This window comes from Aurantiacibacter atlanticus, from assembly GCF_001077815.2.
Taxonomy (GTDB): Bacteria; Pseudomonadota; Alphaproteobacteria; order Sphingomonadales; family Sphingomonadaceae; genus Alteraurantiacibacter; species Alteraurantiacibacter atlanticus.
On the sequence record NZ_CP011310.1, the window covers coordinates 1666254 to 1685239 of the forward strand.

The following is an 18986-nucleotide window of genomic DNA, read 5'->3' on the forward strand; positions in this document are numbered from 1 at the left end:
GCTAGGCACTTGGCGTGGTCGAACTTCATCCAGAACCCCTCGTCGGCACCCATTCGGTGACCCCCGTCCTGCTCGTCATCGGCACGCGGCCCGAAGCGATCAAGATGCTCCCGGTCGTGCGCGCCTTGCGCGCGGTGCCCGGAGTGGATCTGAAGGTCGTCACGACCGGCCAGCATCGCCAGATGCTGGATCAGGTGTTTGCGGTCTTTGGCGAGCAACCCGATATCGACCTTGATCTGATGACACCGGGGCAATCCCTGGGTGCGATCACGGCGCGGGTCATGCGCGAAATGGAAATGCTGATCGCGCAGCACCAGCCCGGCCTCGTCTTGGTGCATGGCGATACGACCTCTGCCATGGCCGCCGGGCTTGCCGCTTTCTACGCACATGTGCCGCTCGGCCATGTCGAGGCAGGACTGCGCAGTCACGACATCCAGCGCCCTTGGCCAGAGGAATATAACCGCATTTCAATCGACGCCGTGGCCGATTTGCTGTGGGCACCCACCAGCATCGCGGCGAAAAATCTGCACAATGAACGCCCTGAGAAACGCGGCACGCAGCGCCACATCGAAGTCACCGGTAATTCGGGCATCGATGCGCTTCTGCATGTCGCCGCTGGACTGAAGGGCGATGAACTTGCGTCGATAGATGTCACGCTTGATCCGGCGAAGAAGCTGGTGCTTGTTACCGGCCACAGACGCGAAAGTTTTGGCGACGGTTTTGCCCGTATCTGCGATGCGCTGGTTGAACTCGCGGCGCGCGGCGATACGCAAATCATCTACCCTGTCCATCTCAATCCGCAGGTGAAGAATGTGGTCGAGGCGAGACTGGGCAATACCTCTGCAATCCACCTCATCCCCCCGGTTGATTATGTGCAGATGGTGGCGATGATGCAGGCAGCGCACTTCATTCTTACCGATAGCGGCGGCATCCAGGAAGAAGCTCCGGCGCTGGGTAAACCCGTGCTGGTAATGCGCGACGTGACAGAGCGGCCCGAGGCCGTAGCTACGGGCGTGGCGCAGCTTGTCGGCACCGAAGTCGATGGCATCATGGCGGCAGCAACGCGGCTTCTTTCAGAACCCGACCATTACGAACGTCGCGCCAAGAAGGTGTTTCCATACGGCGATGGCTCGGCAGCTGAAAAGATCGCGCGCTCAGTCAGCCAGTTTCTAAAGGCGCAGCAGGCCGCGAAGGAGCCGGCGCAATGAAAATCTGCACCGTAGGGCTTGGCTACATCGGCCTGCCGACGGCTGCCATGCTGGCGAGCCGCGGGCACGAGGTGATCGGCCTCGATGTGAACGAAACCGTGGTCGATGCGGTCAATGCCGGGCAGGCGCATTTTCAGGAACCGGATCTCCAGATGTTACTGTCCGCTGCGGTGGATACAGGCCGCCTGCGCGCGACTACCACGCCCGAAGCCGCCGACTATTTTGTCATCGCTGTGCCGACACCAATGGTGAACGAAGGGCCGGACATGGCTTTTGTGGAAGCGGCCGCGCGCACGATTGCGCCGGTGCTGGCCAAGGGCAATGTGGTTATCCTTGAATCCACCTCTCCTGTCGGATCGACAGAGCGGCTGGCGGCGATTTTCGCAGAGGAACGCCCTGACCTCATGTTCCCGCGTTACCGCGATGAAGACCGCGTGGCGGACGTGGCGCTGTGCCATTGCCCCGAACGTATCCTGCCCGGACAAATGCTGCGCGAACTGGTCAGCAATGATCGCATCATCGGCGGGCTGACGATGGATTGCGCGCAAAAGGCGGCGCGGCTTTACCAGACCTTCGTGATGGGCACATGTTACGTTACTGACAGCCGCGTGGCGGAATTGTGCAAGCTTTCCGAAAACGCCTATCGCGACGTCAACATTGCTTTTGCCAATGAACTTTCGATCATCTGCGACAAGCTGGGCACCGATGTGTGGCAGGTGCGCGAATTGGCCAACCAGCATCCGCGCGTGAATATCCTCATGCCGGGCGCAGGGGTGGGCGGGCATTGCATCGCGGTCGATCCGTGGTTCATCGTTTCGAGCGCGCCCGATGAAGCGCGCCTGATCCGCACCGCGCGCATCGTCAACGATGACAAGCCGCACCGCGTGGTCGAACAGATCCGTGTGCTGGCCGACAGGTTCAAAGTGCCGACGATTGCCTGTTACGGCATCACCTACAAACCCGATGTGGACGACGTGCGCGAGAGCCCTGCCCTGGAAATCGTCGAGCAGATCGCGGGCATCGAGGGCGCGCAAGTGCTGGTGGTAGAGCCTAATCTGTCCGCCTTGCCCGCATCGCTCGCCAAGCACCCGAACGTGCGCCTCGTTTCTTCGGACGAGGCACGCGAAGCGGCCGATATCGTCACCTTCCTCGTCGGCCACCGCCAGTTCAAGCGGCTGGAAGGCGACAGCTATCTGTCAAAAGCCGTGGTCGATACCACGGGCATGTTCTCCACCCGCAAGGCGAGGGCGGTAGAGCGGGATTAAAAGTCTTCGCAAGGGCGGGATGATCGCGGGGCGAATGGAGCTGGCGGACTGTCTTGCGCAACCGGTTCAGCCTCAAGAACTATTACTCATCAGACACCTTGGGAGGAGAGGCGCTGATGGGGCCGACCCAAAAGTATCCGTCGTAGCTGGCCGCCTCTTGCTGCCCTGAAGTCGAATAAACTTCGATAAAAGGCTCGCGTGCAAACGCCGCGTTGCCCGAAGTGTCATGTGCACCGCACTCAATGTCTTCATCGCGAACCGGCTGGCCGAGTTCGGTCACGACATCTTGCTTCAATAGGCAATTCCAGCTCGTTCCGTCGCCGTAGCGCATGTTGAGCGACACGACTTCGCCATATTGCGAAAGGCGGCGCGCCATCGGATCAACGACGATGCCTCTTGAATCGAGAGGTTGTGTGCGAGCATGGAAATTGCCGACCAGAACGAGCACGCGGTCATAACCGCCAGCAGAAGCGGCATCTTCTATGTTTTCAGCTTGCGCCGCTTCGTGGGGACCTTGGCCGGGCAGGTCGGCGAAGCGGCGGTATTGTTCTTCATCCCGCATCCCGTTGAACGCAACGATATCGATGGGCAGACCTTGCTCTTTCAGCGTGTGCAGGTCGCTGATCATGTCGAACATGGCTTCGCTGGCTACACCATCTGAACGCCCGGCCCAGCCTATGCCGACAAGGGCCTGCGCGAATTCGTGACGCGGAGCCATCCATGCGGTCTGGAGCGTTTCATTGTCCGTCGCGCTTTGTTCGATTGCGACTAAAATCCGTTCGTCATGCATGGCGAGGGCACAGGCCAGCGAGCCGACAAATCGGGGCCCCTGCTCTGTCCCATGCAATTCACCGAAAACGACAAAGCGAGGCTGGCGCTCGGCTACATCGTGCCACCCTGCCGGCAATTGGCACCCCGGTTCCTCATTTGCGGACGCTGAGGATTGCGTAGCAACAGGCGATGCGAGACACGCCACTAACGATATAAATATCAACCTGAATTGGTGCGACATTGTCACCTTGCGTTCCGCGAACAACAATTCTTGAGGCGCAGCGATCGGGTAGTCAATGACCGCGCCCGGGCCAGCACGGGCTAGGTGTGGGACCCCAGCCGCAACGCCCAAGAAAAAGGGAGCCACATGGCTCCCTTCTCCCACCGTCCATGTTTTGAACCGTGCCTTATGGCTTGAAGGCGCCGTCATTGCGGTAGCGGGCGAGAATATTGTCATGCACGATGGGGCTGAGCAAATTGGCAAAAGCGCAGCCCGCCATGCCGTTTTCCCACCACACGACTTCAGCCTGAAGCGATTCGAGACCGGGCAGGGTCATCCAGCAGATCGAGCCGGGGTGCATCCGGTTCAGCGCTGTTGCCGAAAAGCCCGACAGCGAAAGATCGTTCACCACCGTCTGGAAGGCGCGGTTGCCCGATGCGCGCAATTGCGCAGGGATCATGATCCGCGTGCGCGGGGCGCTGCGGTCTTCCTGCGATGCGATATCGTAGCGGCCTAGCGTGTTATGCATGCTCATGGCGCGTGCAACTCCTACGGTGCGGATTGGTTTTCTAGGCCTTTCGACCCTTGCTTTGCAGAGCATGTCAAAAAGCGATTACCAGGAGCCTACCAGATATGGTTAAGCGGAAATTTCCACTCTTTCGCGGTGGCGGTTGGAGAAGTCCTCCTCCAGCATTTCAGCAATGCGTTTTCCCACCGCTTCAGGCGGTTTGACTGTTTGCGGGTCTTCACCGGGATAGGCGCGGGCGCGCATCGCAGTGCGGGTTGCACCTGGATCAACAATGGCAACTCGCATGCTGGAAATCCGCTCCACTTCCCTCGCATGTGATAACAGCAAATTGTCAAACGCCGCCTTGGTCGAACCATATGCGCCCCAGAAGGGGCGAGGGTCTGCGCCGACAGAGCTTGTCAGACCGATGATACGCCCCGCCTCTGCCCGCTTCAGCAGCGGATCAAATGCGGCAATCAAAGCCTGCGTGGCGAGCACATTCAACGTCAACGCCTGATTGAATTGCTGCGCGTCGATCTGCGTGACGGGGGTCAGCGTAGGCAATTGTGCTGCGCAAATGACAAGAAAATCGAGCTTTTCCCACCGTTCAGCGATTGCCTGCGCCAGCCGTCCGATGGATTCGCCATCTGTGAGGTCAAGAGGCGCGATCGTGGCAGTCCCACCAACCGTGTGGATCGCATCCTCTACGCTTTCAAGATCCTTCACCTTGCGCCCGGTGATGACGACATGGGCACCCTTTTGTGCCAGCGCAACGGCAGTGGCTGCGCCGATTCCGCGGCTTGATCCGGTGACGAGAGCGTTGCGGCCCTCGAAAGGCTTCTGGGCGTTGCTTTGGGCCATGTCAGGCAACCTTGTTTACGGGCAGAACCAATTGCCGGTCACCATCTTCACGCGTGGCAAGATCGGTCAGCAGGGTGGGATATTCGCCCGTAAAACAGGCGTCGCAATATTGCGGGCAGGCATTGTCGCGTCCAGCGAGACCAACGGCGCGATACAGGCCATCGATCGACACGAAAGCGAGGCTGTCTGCCTGAATAAATTCGCACATGGCTGCCAGGTCCATCCGGCCCGCCAGCAGCTTTGATCGTTCAGGCGTATCCACGCCATAATAGCAGCCGTGACCGGTAGGCGGACTGGCTACCCTGAAATGCACCTCCGCCGCGCCGGCATCGCGCATGATCTGGACGATCTTCATACTGGTGGTGCCGCGCACGATGGAATCGTCAATCAGAACGATGCGTTTGCCCGCGACGATCGAACGGTTGGCATTATGCTTACGCTTTACACCGGCGTGGCGGGCGCCATCGCTAGGCTGGATAAAGGTGCGGCCCACATAATGTGAACGGATGATACCAAGTTCAAACGGTATGCCCGATTGCTGCGAATATCCGATGGCGGCAGGTACACCGCTGTCGGGAACAGGCACCACAAGATCGGCATCACAACCCGATTCCTTGGCCAATTCAATGCCGATATTCTTGCGGCTTTCATAGACCGAGCGATCGTTGAAGATTGAATCCGGCCGGCTGAAATAGACATGCTCAAAAATGCAGGGCCGTGCATCTTGGTTGCCAAAGGGGCGGTGCGTGCGGATTGTCCCGTCGAAATCAACCTCGATCAGTTCACCCGGCTCGACCTGACGGATGAATTCCGCCCCGGTCACATCCAGCGCCACGGTTTCGCTGGCAAAGACCACGGAATCACCCAGCTTGCCCATCACCAATGGGCGAATGCCCAGCGGATCGCGGCAGGCGGCCATGCCGCGCGGTGTCATCACAATCAGCGCATAAGCGCCTTCGACCATGCGCAATGCATCGACCAGTTTATCCAGCATGGTGGGATAACGACTGGTGGCAACAAGGTGGATGATCACCTCTGTATCCGAAGTGGATTGGAAAATTGCGCCCTTGCTGACCAGTTCCAGTCGCAGGGCGCTGGCGTTGGAAATATTGCCATTATGCGCCACGGCGAAACCACCGCTGGCGAGATCGGCATAGAGTGGCTGCACATTGCGCAGGCCCGATCCGCCAGTGGTGGAGTAGCGGACATGGCCAGCAGCCATGTGGCCGGGCAGCTCTGCCAGCGATTCGGCGGTTGAGAAATTGTCTGCGACTTGGCCCAAGGCGCGGCGCGTGAAGAATTCCGTCCCGTCAAAGCTGGTCATGCCGACAGCTTCCTGTCCGCGATGCTGGAGCGCGTGGAGGCCGAGTGCGGTGGTGGCCGCAGCCTCATCGCCCGCGATAATGCCGAACACACCGCACTCTTCATGCAGTTTGTCGTCACCGTCCGCGTCAAGGAAGGGGTGGGTGAAATTCATAAATGTCCGCTGTCGTGCATACCGCACGCCTCCAATGGCGATGTTGCAGAACTATTACAAGAGGCAGTGCGCCGATCTGATGGACAGCAAACCCGGCAATCACTTTCAATTCGAGAAGCTTTGAAGGGATTTCAATCAGGCCAAGAGGCCGAGAAAACTGATTCACCGAGAATTTTATCCAATTGGCATGCCATTCGAGCTGGCTGGAGCGTCTGGGGCAAGGTCTCGAATCTACGAGGGAAGCCGGGCGTTTTAATTGGTCGGGGAGAGAGGATTCGAACCTCCGGCCCCTGCCTCCCGAAGACAGTGCTCTACCAGGCTGAGCTACTCCCCGACCGGTGCGTGCAGACCGCGAGGGCCTGCGAGGCAGAGGCGGGCCTATAGGGGGCACATCTGAAGCTTGCAAGCGGCACTTTTTCTCATCTCCATACCGATTTCGGGTCATTGCGCATTATGGGCCTCGCTGTCAGGTAGTCGGGTGACGAACATGCGGGGTGCATGCGCCGGATTTTGGAGTGAAGAGCACAATGCGGGTAGTGGTAACAGGGGCGGCGGGTTTCATCGGGTCGGCATTGGCAGATCATCTGCTGGCACGCGGCGACAGCGTGATCGGCATCGACAATTGCAATGATTATTATGATCCTGCGCTCAAGCATGATCGCGTCGCGCGCGTGCAGGGCGGGGCCGAAAGTGGCGGAGGCGATTTCCAGTTCCACCAGCTCGATTTCGCGGACATGGGCGCGTTGTCCGCTGCGCTGGACGGCGAGGATTTCGACGCAATCGTGCATCTCGGCGCGCAGGCAGGGGTACGCTATTCGCTCGAAAATCCGGCCGCCTATGTGCAATCCAACCTTGTGGGCCATGTGAATATGCTCGAAATCGCTCGCCATCGTGGCGTGGCGCATATGGTCTATGCCAGCTCCAGCTCAGTCTATGGCGGCAATGACAAGCTGCCATTTGCGGTTGAAGATCGCGTCGATCACCCTGTCTCTCTCTATGCGGCGACTAAGCGCGCCGATGAATTGATGAGCGAAACCTATGCCCATCTCTACCGCATACCGCTTACAGGCCTGCGCTTCTTCACCGTTTACGGGCCGTGGGGTCGACCAGACATGGCCTTGTGGATTTTTACCCGCAAGATATTTGCCGGCGAACCTATCCCCGTCTTCAACAAGGGCGAGATGTGGCGTGATTTTACCTATATTGATGACATTATTGCCGGGCTGGTCGCGGCGCTCGACAATCCGCCGCCTGATGATGGCGTGCAAAAGGCGGGCGGATCGGTGAAGCCGCACAGGCTGTATAATATTGGCAACCACCGCTCGGAAAAGCTGACGCGTGTGATCGAATTGCTGGAGAAGGCATGCGGTCGTCCGGTGGAAATTGACTGGCAGCCGATGCAGAAAGGCGATGTCACGCGCACCTATGCCGATATTGATGCCATCCAGCGCGATCTTGATTATCAACCCACCACGGCAATTGACGAAGGCGTGCCGCGATTTGTCGAGTGGTATCGGGAATATCACCGCGTTTGATATTGGCGCAAGCGGCTGCGCGGTGGTAGCGCAGGTGGCATGACCAGCCCCGCTCCAGCAACCGCAGACCGCCATCCAGAATGGCAATATCTCGATCTGATGCGCCATATCTGGGAGCATGGTGATAAGCGGAAGGACAGGACGGGCGTCGGCACACGCTCCGTCTTTGGCACGATGCTGCGGTTTGACCTTGGCGATGATCGCGTGCCCTTGCTCACCACCAAGCACGTGTTCTGGAAGGCGGCGGCGCGCGAGATGCTATGGTTTCTTACCGGTAGCACTAACATCCGCCCGCTGTTGCAGGACGGGGTGCGCATATGGAGCGATTGGCCGCTGAAGAAATACCGGCAGGCAAGCGGCGAGGATATTGCGCAGGAAGATTTCGAGCAGCGCGTTATCGAGGATGCGGCATTTGCGAAGAATTGGGGCGAGCTTGGTCCCGTCTATGGCAAACAATGGGTTGACTGGCCAACTTATGAATACGGACCGGATGGGAAATACCAGAAAGGTCCCGGCATCAACCAGGTGGCGCAAGTGGTTGAAAGCCTGAAGACCAATCCAGGTAGCCGCCGCCATATCATTGAAGGTTGGAACGTCGCCGAACTTGATCGCATGGCGCTGCCTCCGTGCCACAAGACCTATCAGTTCCATGTCGCGGGCGAGGGTGCCGATGCGCGGCTCAATTGCCTGCTCTACCAGCGCAGTTGCGATGTCGCGCTGGGCCTGCCGTTCAATCTGTTCGGCGCGGCATTGCTGACCCGCATGATGGCTGCCCAGACTGGCATGAAACCGGGAGAACTGGTGTGGAGCGGCGGCGATACGCATCTATATCTTAATCACACCGAACTGGTGCAGGCACAGTTGGCACGGGAACCCGAAGGCGCGCCAAGGCTTGCTTTAACACAGGTTCCGCCTTCGATTTTCGACTATGCTTTTGAGGATATCGAAGTGCGGGACTATCATCCGCAAGGCGTGTTGCGCGCGCCAGTGGCTGTATAGCCGGCCATCCTGTGCAAGCGTGCAGAAATGCACCGATTGACGGTTTCAGGAGAAACTAATATAATTCCGGCATCGTAAAATATTATTTCCGCGTTCCGCTTACTGTCGGGCGCCGTCAATGGGAGAGCAGCATGGCTTCAGATAGTCACGAGAAGGGGCGCAACCGCCCGAAGCTCGAACTGCATGTGCCACAACCGCATTATCGCCCTGGCGACACTGCGGATTTCAGCCATCTGAATATTCCAGCTGCCGGCGATCAGCCGCGCCCGGACGAGGTGTGCGAAGCGCGGGAAACCTATCCGCTGTGCGATGATCTCATTCGCGTGCTTGGCGATGACGACAGAGCGCACGGCCCTTGGGATCCGCGGCTTCATGCCGATACCTTGCGTAAGATCCTGCGTGAAATGGCGCTGGTGCGCGCTTTCGATAACCGCATGTATCGGGCGCAAAGGCAGGGCAAGACCAGCTTTTACATGAAGTGCACCGGCGAGGAAGCGACCAGCGTGTGCGCTACCCACGCCCTTGCAGCCGATGACATGATCTTTCCCAGCTATCGCCAGCAGGGCTGCCTGATCGCGCGCGGTTACAAGCTGACCGAGATGATCAACCAGATCTATTCGAACAAGGCGGATAAGCTGAAGGGTCGTCAGCTTCCGATTATGTATTGTTCAAAACGGCTCAACTTCTTTTCCATCAGCGGCAATCTGGCGACCCAGCTACCGCAAGCGACGGGCTTTGCCATGGCGAGCGCCAGCAAGGGCGATTCGCGCATTGCCGCGACATGGGTGGGCGAAGGTTCGACAGCAGAGGGGGATTTCCACTCTGCGCTCACTTTCGCCACGGTCTATAACGCGCCGGTCATCTTCAACGTCATCAACAACCAGTGGGCGATTTCCAGTTTCTCGGGCTTTGCCGGTGCGGAGCGGGCCAATTTTGCCGCACGCGCCATTGGTTATGGCATTGCCGGGCTGCGGGTGGACGGCAACGATCCGCTGGCAGTGTATGCCGCAGAACGCTGGGCCGCGGACAGGGCGCGTTCCAATGGCGGGCCGACATTGATCGAGCATTTCACCTACCGCGCAGAGGGGCATTCCACATCGGACGACCCCTCCGCCTATCGCTCCGCCGAGGAGCGTGAGGAATGGCCGCTGGGCGATCCTGTCAACCGGCTGCGCAAGCACCTTGTCGCGCTTGGCGAATGGGATGACGAGCGCCAGCAGGCGATGGACGAGGAGCAGGATGCGATAGTGCGCAAGGCGCAAAAGGATGCCGAGGCGAACGGCATTCTTGGCCACGGCCTGCACCATCCCTTCCACACCATGTTCGAAGACGTGTTCGAGGACTTGCCCTGGCACCTTGAAGAACAGGCCGCGCAGGCGATCCGCGAACGACAGATCAAATGGCCCGAGGACAAGGCAGAATGAGCGCGCTGATGGACGAGAAGGCTGCTGCCACGTCACAGGATGGGGTCAGGCATATGAATATGATCGAGGCGATTAATTCCGCGCTCGACGTGATGCTTGCCCGCGATCCCGACGTGATCCTGCTGGGCGAGGATATCGGCTATTTCGGCGGCGTGTTCCGTTGCACCGCGGGCCTGCAGGAAAAGCACGGCACAACCCGCGTATTCGATACGCCGATCAGCGAATGCGGCATCATCGGCGTGGCGGTGGGCATGGGAGCGTATGGCCTGCGTCCGGTCCCTGAAATCCAGTTTGCCGATTACATCTATCCCGGTCTCGACCAGCTCATCAGCGAAGCGGCGCGACTGCGCTATCGCTCGGCAGGCGAATTTATCGCGCCGATGACCGTGCGCAGCCCCTTTGGTGGCGGCATTTTCGGCGGGCAGACGCATTCGCAAAGTCCCGAATCGATCTTCACCCACGTTTCGGGCCTGAAAACGGTCATCCCCGCAACGCCTTATGACGCGAAGGGCCTGCTGATTTCCTGCATCGAGGATAATGATCCGGTCATCTTCTTCGAGCCCAAGCGCATCTATAACGGCCCGTTCGACGGCTATTACGACAAGCCCGCCAAGAGCTGGAAAGGTCGTGATGAAGCGCAGGTGCCGGAAGATTACTATTCCATCCCGCTGGGCAAGGCGCGCACGGTTTGCGAAGGCGATGCACTGACAGTTCTCGCCTATGGCACGATGGTCCATGTGGCCGAAAGCGTGTGCCGCGATAAGGGCGTGGATGCCGAAATCCTCGATCTGCGCACGCTGGTGCCGCTCGATATCGAGGCAATCGAAGCCTCGGTGGAAAAGACCGGCCGCTGCCTCATCGTGCACGAAGCGACCCGCACCTCTGGCTTTGGTGCGGAGCTTTCCGCACTGGTGACAGAACGCTGTTTCTACCACCTCGAAGCGCCGGTCGAACGCGTGACCGGCTTTGACACACCCTATCCGCACAGTCTCGAATGGGCCTATTTCCCCGGCCCTGTCCGCATTGGCGAGGCTATCGACAAGATCTTGAGCGAGTAAGTCTGATGGCGAAGTTCACCTTCAATATGCCCGATATCGGCGAAGGCATCGCCGAAGCGGAAATCGTTTCCTGGCACAAAAAGGTCGGAGACACGGTGCATGAAGACGAGGAATTCGTCGACATGATGACCGACAAGGCCACCGTGCCGATGGAAAGCCCGGTTACGGGCGTCATCGTCGAAGTCGCGGGCGAAGCGGGCGATATGGTCGCCATTGGCAGCCCGCTGGTGGTCATCGAAGTCGAGGGCGAAGTGCCCGATGATGCCGGACAAGAGGACGTGGCCGCCGCGCCTGCGCCCAAATCCGCCGAGGTTACAGAGCGTATCGAGGTCGAAAACCCCGATGCCTCCGATCAGGAAGATGCGGCTGCGGCAGCTCCAACGCCGACCCCGGAGCCAGGGCCTGAGCCAAGCTTTGCGCCTAAACAGGCAACGGAACCAACGCCCGCTTCGGCACCCTCAAGCGAGAAGGTGCTTGCCAGCCCCGCCGTGCGCAAGCGGGCAAAGGAGCTTGGCGTTGATCTGTCGCAGGTCAAACCACAGGCCGATGGCCGTTTGCGCCATTCCCATCTCGATGCCTTCATCGCCTATTCGGGCGGATATTCCGGCTCTGGCCCCGCCCGCAGCGACGAAACCATCAAGGTCATCGGTCTGCGTAAACGCATTGCCGAGAACATGGCTGCATCAAAGCGCCACATACCGCATTTCACCTATGTCGAGGAATGCGATGTCACAGAGCTTGAACGCACCCGCGCGCAATTGAACGACAATCGCGGCAGCAACGGGCAGGACCGGCCCAAGCTGACCATTCTGCCGCTTTTGATCACCGCGATCTGCAAGGCGCTGCCCGATTTCCCGATGATTAATGCCCGCTACGATGAAGAGGCCCGCGTGGTTACGCGCCACGGCGCTGTCCATCTGGGTATGGCAGCAATGACCGATAATGGCCTGATGGTGCCGGTTATCCGTGATGCACAGGCGAAGAATTTATGGCAGCTTGCCAATGAAATCGCCCGTCTGGCAGATGCCGCGCGCAGCGGCTCGGCCAAGTCGGAGGAACTTTCCGGCTCCACCTTGACGGTAACATCGCTCGGCCCGCTGGGCGGGGTAGCGACAACGCCTGTCATCAACCGCCCTGAAGTCGCCATCATCGGCCCCAATCGCATCGTCGAACGGCCCATGTTCGTGACCGGACCAGACGGGCAGGAACGGATCGAGAAGCGCAAGCTGATGAATATCTCGATCAGTTGCGATCACCGCGTTGTGGATGGCTATGATGCGGCGGCATTCGTGCAGTCGATCAAGCAGATGATCGAGGCTCCGGCGCGCCTTTTGGCGGGCTGATAGCGCGGTGTTTTCCAGCCCGGTTCGCGGGCTGGCCGTGGAGGGATGAAAAAGCCGCGCGAGGTGTGTTGACAGCCTCATGGCCCTCCACTAGAGCGCGGCTTCCCAAGAGGCGCTAACGCCGCAATGCGCGGGTGTAGCTCAGTTGGTTAGAGTATCGGCCTGTCACGCCGAGGGTCGCGGGTTCGAGTCCCGTCACTCGCGCCACTTGGGAATTTTCTTGTATCGCTGACACTTTGCCTTTGCAGGCAGGGCGTTTGCGCAATCACACGCGCGGGCTTTCAGCCCCAGCGACCGGTTTCCATCCAGATCAGGAAACGGCGCAGCGGCAGTAACCATACCAGCCCCAAAATCAGATAGATCACCATCTGCACCAGCGCGGGCCAGCCGCCTATCAGGTCAGGCAGATAACGCGCGATAATCACTGCATAGACAATCAGCCCGGCGCACAGTCCAAGGACGCCGACAGGGATTCTCCAAGTGGGTTCAGTGCGCATCAGAATGGTCCATATATGCGGGTTGGGGTGATAATGGCGGTCAACGGCATATCGTGATTCTCCAGCGGTAACTCATCAACGCGCTGCACGTCCCAGGCAAGGCCAATCGTCGTGGTATCGGGATGCTTTGCCAGCCAGCGGTCATAATGTCCGCCGCCCTGGCCAATCCTGCCCCCTGCATCGGTAAAGCCCAGCAGTGGCACGAACAGCACGTCGGGCGTGAGAGCTTGCGCATCAGGGGCAGGTTGCATCATTCCCATCGACCCTTCTTCAAGATCAGTGTCGCCAAAAGGGTCCGAGTGTAAGTGGAACTGCATTTCATCCTGACGTGATGTCACGCGGGGAAGGGCGATGGCATGGCCTGCCTCCACGAAATAGCGAGCATAGCCTCCCGCCGGCGCTTCGCCGTCGTTTGCATGATACAGGCCGATGGTCGCGCCATCGGGTATCATATCCAGCACAGGGCCGGGCGGGCGGCGAAACACCAGCGCGCTGACTTCGGGTGGAAGGCTGGCTGCATGTTCCCTGCGCGCAAGGCGAAGAGATTTGCGAAGGTCTGCTTTTTGCTTGGTTTGGTCCGACATGGATCTTTCGCTAGCCGGAAGATGGCAGTGGCGGAACCACCATGGGTCGTTTTCCGGGAAATCCTCTGACGCGAAAACGTCAGGTGGGCGTCGTATGCACCGGCCCCCCGGACAAACCGGGCAGACTGGACAGGGACAACTCCCTAGGATTGCTTATAGCCTCAGGGATGTTCGAACGGCTCGTGCCGGGCAGTCCCGCCAGCTTCTATTTAGGATGCCGTGCACCCTCCCACAAGTCTGATTCGCCTAGCTGATGGTTTCGAGCTTGCTGGCAAGATTTTCCAGCCTGTCTGCCATTGCTTCCAGCGTCAGCGCTGCGGTTTCATCCATGGGTGGCGGAGCGGGCGGTGCAACGGGAGCATTTTGCGCCTCGTGCAGCTCGTCGGCCAGCAGCAGTGACGCATAAAGCAGGATGCGTTCGTGCGACTGGCTGGAAAGATTATCCATCTGTGTCAGCTTCTTACCGATCGAATTGCCCAGCATCTCGATATGCTGTTCTTCCCCGGGCGCGCAGGCGATAGTATAATTGCGTCCGGCAATATCGAGAGTCACATTGCTCATCGGATTATATCTGCCAGGTAAAGGCTAGTGAATCGGCAATTCATGGCTGCATGTTCATTTTTCGAGTGTTTCGATGACCAGATCGAGCTGTTGAAGCGCCTCTGCCGCTTCGCGTTGGAGGGAGGCGTAGCGTTGTTCGAGGCCGGTATTCTTGTCCCGATCTGCCAGACGCGCCTTTTCAGCAGCGGCCTCAATCCGGCCAGCCGCTCCGTCAATCCGGGCTAATGCACGGTTCACCCGGCTCACAATGCGATCAGCGTCCATGGTGCGCAGATTAAACTAATATTACGCTGCGGCAAAGCGATGTCACGCGAAGCTGTGAATAATACTCACCCGTTTCATCGCGATGGACGAGGTGAGTTTGGGTCCTCCGCTTGACCTTGGGAGCGCCCACCACCACACAGCGCTCAACCGAATCGCTGCCCTCCGGGCGCGGCAGCGCATGGAGCATGCAATGAGCGACGATCCCACCCGTTTTTCCAACATGGCAAATGCCATCCGCGCGCTGTCGATGGATGCAGTGCAGGCGGCCAATTCGGGGCATCCCGGCATGCCTATGGGCATGGCCGATGTGGCAACGGTGCTGTGGTCCGATTACCTCAAATTCGATCCTGCCGCGCCTGACTGGGCAGATCGTGACCGTTTCGTGCTTAGTGCCGGGCATGGCTCCATGCTGATCTATTCGCTGCTGCACCTGTCAGGCTATGCAGCGCCAACGCTGGATGACATCAGGAACTTTCGCCAGTTAAGCAGCCCATGCGCGGGTCATCCGGAGAACTTCCTGCTCGACGCGGTAGAGGCCACCACCGGCCCGCTGGGGCAAGGACTGGCAATGGCAGTTGGCATGGCCATGGCAGAGCGGCATCTCAACGCCGAATTCGGAGATGATCTGGTCGATCACCGCACTTGGGTTGTTGCGGGGGACGGGTGTCTGATGGAAGGCATCAACCACGAAGCAATCGGCCTTGCGGGCCATCTGAAGCTGGGCCGGCTCGTCGTTCTTTGGGACGATAACAACATCACCATCGACGGCGCAATTTCACTGTCCTCCTCAGAAAATATCCCCGCACGTTATGAAGCCACTGGCTGGCATGTTGTCAGCTGTGATGGGCACGACGAAGCCGATATTCGCCGTGCGCTGGATGAAGCCGTGGCCGAAACCGGCAAGCCCACGCTGGTGCGATGCACAACAGTAATCGGCAAGGGCGCACCCACCAAGAGCGGCACGAGCAAGATCCACGGGGCGCCGCTGGGTGAGGACGAAATCGCTGCCGCCCGCAAGGAATTGGGCTGGCCTCATGATCCCTTCGTCATTCCTGAGGATGTGCTGGCCGATTGGCGGGCCACTGGCGAACGCGGCGGCAAGGCGCATGCCGATTGGGTGACGCGCCGCGACGGGTCTTCGCACAAGGCAGAATTTGAACGCCGCATGTCAGGCGAACTTCCTTATGGAGAGAAGGCTGGCCGCACCTTGCGCAAATGGCTCGAATCGCCGGAAAAGCTGGCCACGCGCGCGGCCAGTGAAAAGACGCTCGAAGTGCTCACCCCGCATATCCCGGAAATGTTCGGAGGCAGCGCCGATCTGACAGGTTCCAACAACACCAAGACCGCCGCGACAGAGCCTTTCACTGCCGAGAATTACGGCGGGCGCTATGCCTATTACGGCATTCGTGAATTTGGCATGTCAGCCGCAATGAATGGCATGGCGCTGCATGGCGGCATTATTCCTTATGGCGGCACCTTCCTGATCTTCTCCGATTATGCTCGTGGCGCAATCCGCCTGTCGGCATTGCAACAGGCGCGTGTGATCTATGTGATGACGCATGATTCAATCGGGCTGGGCGAGGATGGCCCAACGCATCAGCCGATCGAACATTTGCAGTCGCTCCGCGCGATGCCCAATGTGCTCGTCATGCGTCCAGCGGACCGGGTGGAAACAGCCGAATGCTGGAACATCGCTTTGCAGCAGAAGGATCGCCCAACCGTCCTCGCGCTCAGCCGCCAGGGCTTGCCACAGGTGCGCAATTCGCCTGACGAGATAGGCATGTGCGAAAAGGGCGCTTATCGCCTGAAGCGCGCAGGCAGCAAGCGCGCGGTTGTACTGGTGGCCACTGGTTCGGAAGTGTCGCTGGCGCTCGATTGTGCAGAAAAGCTGGAGAAGCAGGGCATCGGCGCCGATGTCGTCTCTATGGTATGTACCGAATTGTTCGATGAACAGGACGCGGCCTATCGCGCCGACATGCTGCCTGCAGACGTATTCAAGGTGACAATTGAAGCAGGCACCACCTATGGCTGGGAGCGCTATTCGGGGACAGATGGCATGCAATTTGGCATCGACCGTTTCGGCGCATCGGCCCCGGCACCCGCATTGTTCGAAAAATTCGGCCTCACGGCAGAGGCAATCGTTCCAAAGATCATTCAGAAAATCAACGGTTAAGCAGGAGTTTCTCTCATGGCGACAAAGGTATCCATCAACGGTTTCGGACGCATCGGAAGGCTTGTCGCACGGGCAATCCTTGAACGGGACGACCATGATCTCGAACTGGTGGCGATCAACGATCTTGCCGATACCGATGCCAATGCCCTGCTATTCGGTTTCGATAGCACGCATGGCCGCTTCCCCGGCACGGTGGATGTGGATGGCGATGCGCTGGTCGTGAACGGCAAGCGTATTGCAGTCACCAGCGAACGTGATCCTGCCAACCTCCCGCATGCATCCATGGGTATCGATATCGTCCTTGAATGCACGGGCTTCTTCCAGAGCCATGAGGCCGCCAAGCCACATCTTGATGCAGGGGCCAAGCGCGTGCTGATTTCCGCGCCTGCCAAGAATGTGTCAGCAACCATCGTTTATGGTGTGAACCATGATGTGCTGACGGCCGATGATTTGATCGTTTCCAACGCCAGCTGCACCACCAACTGCCTGGCACCGGTGGCCAAGGTGCTTAATGACGCGGTGGGCATAGAGCGCGGTTTCATGACCACGATCCACAGCTATACCAATGATCAGCGCATGCTCGATCAGATGCATTCGGATATGCGCCGGGCGCGTGGCGGGGCACAAAACATGATCCCTACCACTACGGGTGCTGCCCGCGCTGTTGGCCTTGTGCTGCCTGATCTGGCCGGCAAGCTGGATGGGTCATCAGTCCGCGTGCCGACTCCCAATGTCAGCCTTATCGATCTGGCGTTCACGCCCAAGCGCGATACCACTGCAGAGGAACTGAACGCTGCGCTGAAAGCTGCTGCGGATGGGGCGATGAAGGGTGTGCTCGACTTCACCGACAAGCCTCTTGTGAGCTCTGATTTCAATCATCACCCGGCCAGTTCCACCGTGGATTCACTGGAAACCGCCGTGCTGGAAGGCAAGCTTGCCCGCGTGGTCAGCTGGTATGATAATGAATGGGGCTTCTCCAACCGGATGATCGACACCGCCGGGGCGATGGCGAAGTTCCTCTAGGAGATTGTGAGCATGGCCGCGTTCAAGTCACTCGATGATCTTTCGCAGGATCTTTCCGGCAAGCGCGTTCTGGTGCGGGTCGATCTCAACCTGCCGATGAAGGATGGTCGCGCGTCCGATCTTACAAGGGTGAAGGCGGTCGCCCCGACGATCCTCGAACTTGCCGATCGCGGGGCCAAGGTCTTGCTGCTGGCGCATTTCGGGCGGCCCAAGGGTGAACGCCATTCGACCATGTCACTGTCCATGGTGCAGGGCGATGTCGAACGGGTCACGGGCCGTGAAATCATGTTCATTTCCGAAGTCGCGGGGCCGGTGGTCGAACAATCCATCGACATTCTTGGCGACGGCAATATCGGCATTCTGGAAAACACCCGTTTTTGGCCCGGTGAAGAAGCGAACGACCCCGAATTTGCCAAGAGCATCGCTGCAAATGCCGACATTTATGTGAACGATGCTTTCTCCGCTGCGCACCGCGCACATGCCAGCACGGAAGGGCTGGCGCGTTTGCTGCCCGCTTATGCCGGGCGCGCGATGGAGGCTGAACTGAAGGCACTGGATACGGCTCTCGGCACGCCCAGGCCGCCAGTCGCAGCCGTGGTCGGCGGGGCCAAGGTTTCCACCAAGCTTGCGGTGCTGGAAAACCTTTCCCGCAAGGTGCAGCACCTCATCATCGGTGGCGGCATGGCCAATACCTTCCTCGCCGCCAATGGCGTCGATGTCGGCAAAAGCCTGTGCGAACACGATCTGACCGATACAGTGAAGGATATTCTTGCCGCCGCAGACGAAGCGGGCTGCACTGTCCATCTGCCGTATGACGTGGTGGTGGCAAAGGAATTTGCTGCCAATCCGGCAAGTGTGCGCACCTGCAATGTGCACGAAGTGGCCGCGGACGAGATGATCCTCGACATCGGGCCGCAGGCGACAGAGGCGCTGGGCGATGTGTTGAAGACCTGCGCCACGCTGGTTTGGAATGGCCCGCTGGGCGCGTTTGAAATCCCTCCGTTTGACGAAGCGACCGTGGCACTGGCGCTCACGGCGGCTGCGCTGACACAGGATGGCTCGCTTATCTCGGTGGCAGGCGGCGGCGATACCGTTGCTGCGATGGCCCATGCGGGCGTTGCCGATGATCTCACCTATATTTCGGCAGCAGGCGGCGCTTTCCTCGAATGGATGGAAGGGAAGGACCTTCCCGGCGTTACCGCGCTGGAAGCCTGA

General features: G+C 59.3%; 18 protein-coding genes, 2 tRNA genes and 1 other RNA gene. 11 read left to right on the plus strand and 10 right to left on the minus strand.

The genetic code is table 11. The features are described from left to right. The first annotated feature begins 14 nt into the window (after positions 1–14). Together wecB and wecC are read left to right on the plus strand one after the other, a co-directional pair. The gene (wecB, locus tag CP97_RS08090; protein ID WP_269465628.1) at positions 15–1208 is read left to right on the plus strand and encodes a non-hydrolyzing UDP-N-acetylglucosamine 2-epimerase; all 1194 of its coding nucleotides are present in this window, start codon (positions 15–17) and stop codon (positions 1206–1208) included. Then, positions 1205–2473 (plus strand): UDP-N-acetyl-D-mannosamine dehydrogenase, encoded by a 1269-nt coding sequence (wecC, locus tag CP97_RS08095; RefSeq protein ID WP_048885518.1) that lies wholly within the window; start codon positions 1205–1207, stop codon positions 2471–2473. Before wecB ends, wecC begins: the two co-directional genes overlap by 4 nt. 82 nt (positions 2474–2555) lie before the next feature. Here the strand turns inward: wecC and CP97_RS08100 are convergent, their stop codons facing one another. The 5 genes from CP97_RS08100 to CP97_RS08120 all read right to left on the minus strand — a co-directional run bounded on the left by CP97_RS08100 (position 2556) and on the right by CP97_RS08120 (position 6644). Then, a complete protein-coding gene (locus tag CP97_RS08100; RefSeq protein WP_063612396.1) occupies positions 2556–3380 on the minus strand; it encodes a hypothetical protein in 825 nt (274 codons plus the stop codon). A gap of 271 nt (positions 3381–3651) precedes the next feature. Next, positions 3652–3999 (minus strand): PilZ domain-containing protein, encoded by a 348-nt coding sequence (locus CP97_RS08105; protein ID WP_149036446.1) that lies wholly within the window; start codon positions 3997–3999, stop codon positions 3652–3654. 102 nt (positions 4000–4101) lie between these two features. Next, positions 4102–4833: an SDR family NAD(P)-dependent oxidoreductase gene (locus CP97_RS08110; protein ID WP_048885520.1), complete on the minus strand. Its 732-nt coding sequence runs from the start codon at positions 4831–4833 to the stop codon at positions 4102–4104. 1 nt (position 4834) lies between these two features. Further along, on the minus strand, positions 4835–6310 hold the full coding sequence (purF, locus tag CP97_RS08115) for an amidophosphoribosyltransferase (RefSeq protein WP_048885521.1): 1476 nt from the start codon (positions 6308–6310) through the stop codon (positions 4835–4837). Positions 6311–6567: 257 nt separating this feature from the next. Continuing rightward, positions 6568–6644: transfer RNA gene (locus tag CP97_RS08120), tRNA-Pro, on the minus strand. A gap of 193 nt (positions 6645–6837) precedes the next feature. Here CP97_RS08120 and CP97_RS08125 point away from each other — a divergent pair. The 6 genes from CP97_RS08125 (at position 6838) to CP97_RS08150 (ending at position 12876) form a co-directional block, all read left to right on the plus strand. Next, positions 6838–7845: an NAD-dependent epimerase/dehydratase family protein gene (locus CP97_RS08125; RefSeq protein ID WP_048885522.1), complete on the plus strand. Its 1008-nt coding sequence runs from the start codon at positions 6838–6840 to the stop codon at positions 7843–7845. 39 nt (positions 7846–7884) lie between these two features. Further along, positions 7885–8844 carry a thymidylate synthase gene (gene thyA, locus CP97_RS08130; protein ID WP_048885523.1) on the plus strand — a complete coding sequence of 320 codons (960 nt, stop codon included), beginning with the start codon at positions 7885–7887 and terminating at the stop codon, positions 8842–8844. Positions 8845–8975: 131 nt separating this feature from the next. Beyond that, positions 8976–10268 (plus strand): 3-methyl-2-oxobutanoate dehydrogenase (2-methylpropanoyl-transferring) subunit alpha, encoded by a 1293-nt coding sequence (locus CP97_RS08135; RefSeq protein ID WP_048885524.1) that lies wholly within the window; start codon positions 8976–8978, stop codon positions 10266–10268. Continuing rightward, on the plus strand, positions 10265–11326 hold the full coding sequence (locus tag CP97_RS08140) for an alpha-ketoacid dehydrogenase subunit beta (protein WP_227819559.1): 1062 nt from the start codon (positions 10265–10267) through the stop codon (positions 11324–11326). Before CP97_RS08135 ends, CP97_RS08140 begins: the two co-directional genes overlap by 4 nt. Before the next feature lie 5 nt (positions 11327–11331). After that, positions 11332–12669, plus strand: a complete 1338-nt coding sequence (locus CP97_RS08145) for a dihydrolipoamide acetyltransferase family protein (RefSeq protein WP_048885525.1) — start codon at positions 11332–11334, stop codon at positions 12667–12669. A gap of 130 nt (positions 12670–12799) precedes the next feature. After that, positions 12800–12876, plus strand: a tRNA-Asp gene (locus CP97_RS08150). Between the two features lie 74 nt (positions 12877–12950). Here CP97_RS08150 and CP97_RS08155 read toward each other — a convergent pair. The 5 genes from CP97_RS08155 to CP97_RS08175 all read right to left on the minus strand — a co-directional run bounded on the left by CP97_RS08155 (position 12951) and on the right by CP97_RS08175 (position 14548). Continuing rightward, complete coding sequence (locus tag CP97_RS08155) at positions 12951–13166, minus strand: DUF2842 domain-containing protein (RefSeq protein WP_048885526.1); 216 nt, start codon at positions 13164–13166, stop codon at positions 12951–12953. Beyond that, on the minus strand, positions 13166–13750 hold the full coding sequence (locus tag CP97_RS08160; RefSeq protein ID WP_048885527.1) for a 5-formyltetrahydrofolate cyclo-ligase: 585 nt from the start codon (positions 13748–13750) through the stop codon (positions 13166–13168). The genes CP97_RS08155 and CP97_RS08160 overlap by 1 nt, the downstream gene beginning before the upstream one ends. Positions 13751–13779: 29 nt before the next feature. Then, a non-coding RNA gene (gene ssrS, locus CP97_RS08165) (6S RNA) lies at positions 13780–13949 on the minus strand. Positions 13950–13996: 47 nt separating this feature from the next. Continuing rightward, complete coding sequence (locus tag CP97_RS08170; RefSeq protein WP_048885528.1) at positions 13997–14311, minus strand: cell division protein ZapA; 315 nt, start codon at positions 14309–14311, stop codon at positions 13997–13999. Between the two features lie 54 nt (positions 14312–14365). Beyond that, positions 14366–14548: a hypothetical protein gene (locus tag CP97_RS08175; RefSeq protein WP_149036447.1), complete on the minus strand. Its 183-nt coding sequence runs from the start codon at positions 14546–14548 to the stop codon at positions 14366–14368. A 217-nt stretch (positions 14549–14765) separates the two neighbouring features. Between CP97_RS08175 and tkt the strand changes: the two genes are divergently transcribed. From tkt to CP97_RS08190, 3 genes are read left to right on the plus strand one after another with little or no spacing between them, the layout of a single operon-like run. Beyond that, positions 14766–16748: a transketolase gene (gene tkt, locus CP97_RS08180; RefSeq protein WP_048886855.1), complete on the plus strand. Its 1983-nt coding sequence runs from the start codon at positions 14766–14768 to the stop codon at positions 16746–16748. A 15-nt stretch (positions 16749–16763) separates the two neighbouring features. Then, positions 16764–17771, plus strand: a complete 1008-nt coding sequence (gap, locus tag CP97_RS08185; protein WP_048885530.1) for a type I glyceraldehyde-3-phosphate dehydrogenase — start codon at positions 16764–16766, stop codon at positions 17769–17771. 12 nt (positions 17772–17783) lie between these two features. Continuing rightward, positions 17784–18986, plus strand: a complete 1203-nt coding sequence (locus CP97_RS08190) for a phosphoglycerate kinase (protein WP_048885531.1) — start codon at positions 17784–17786, stop codon at positions 18984–18986.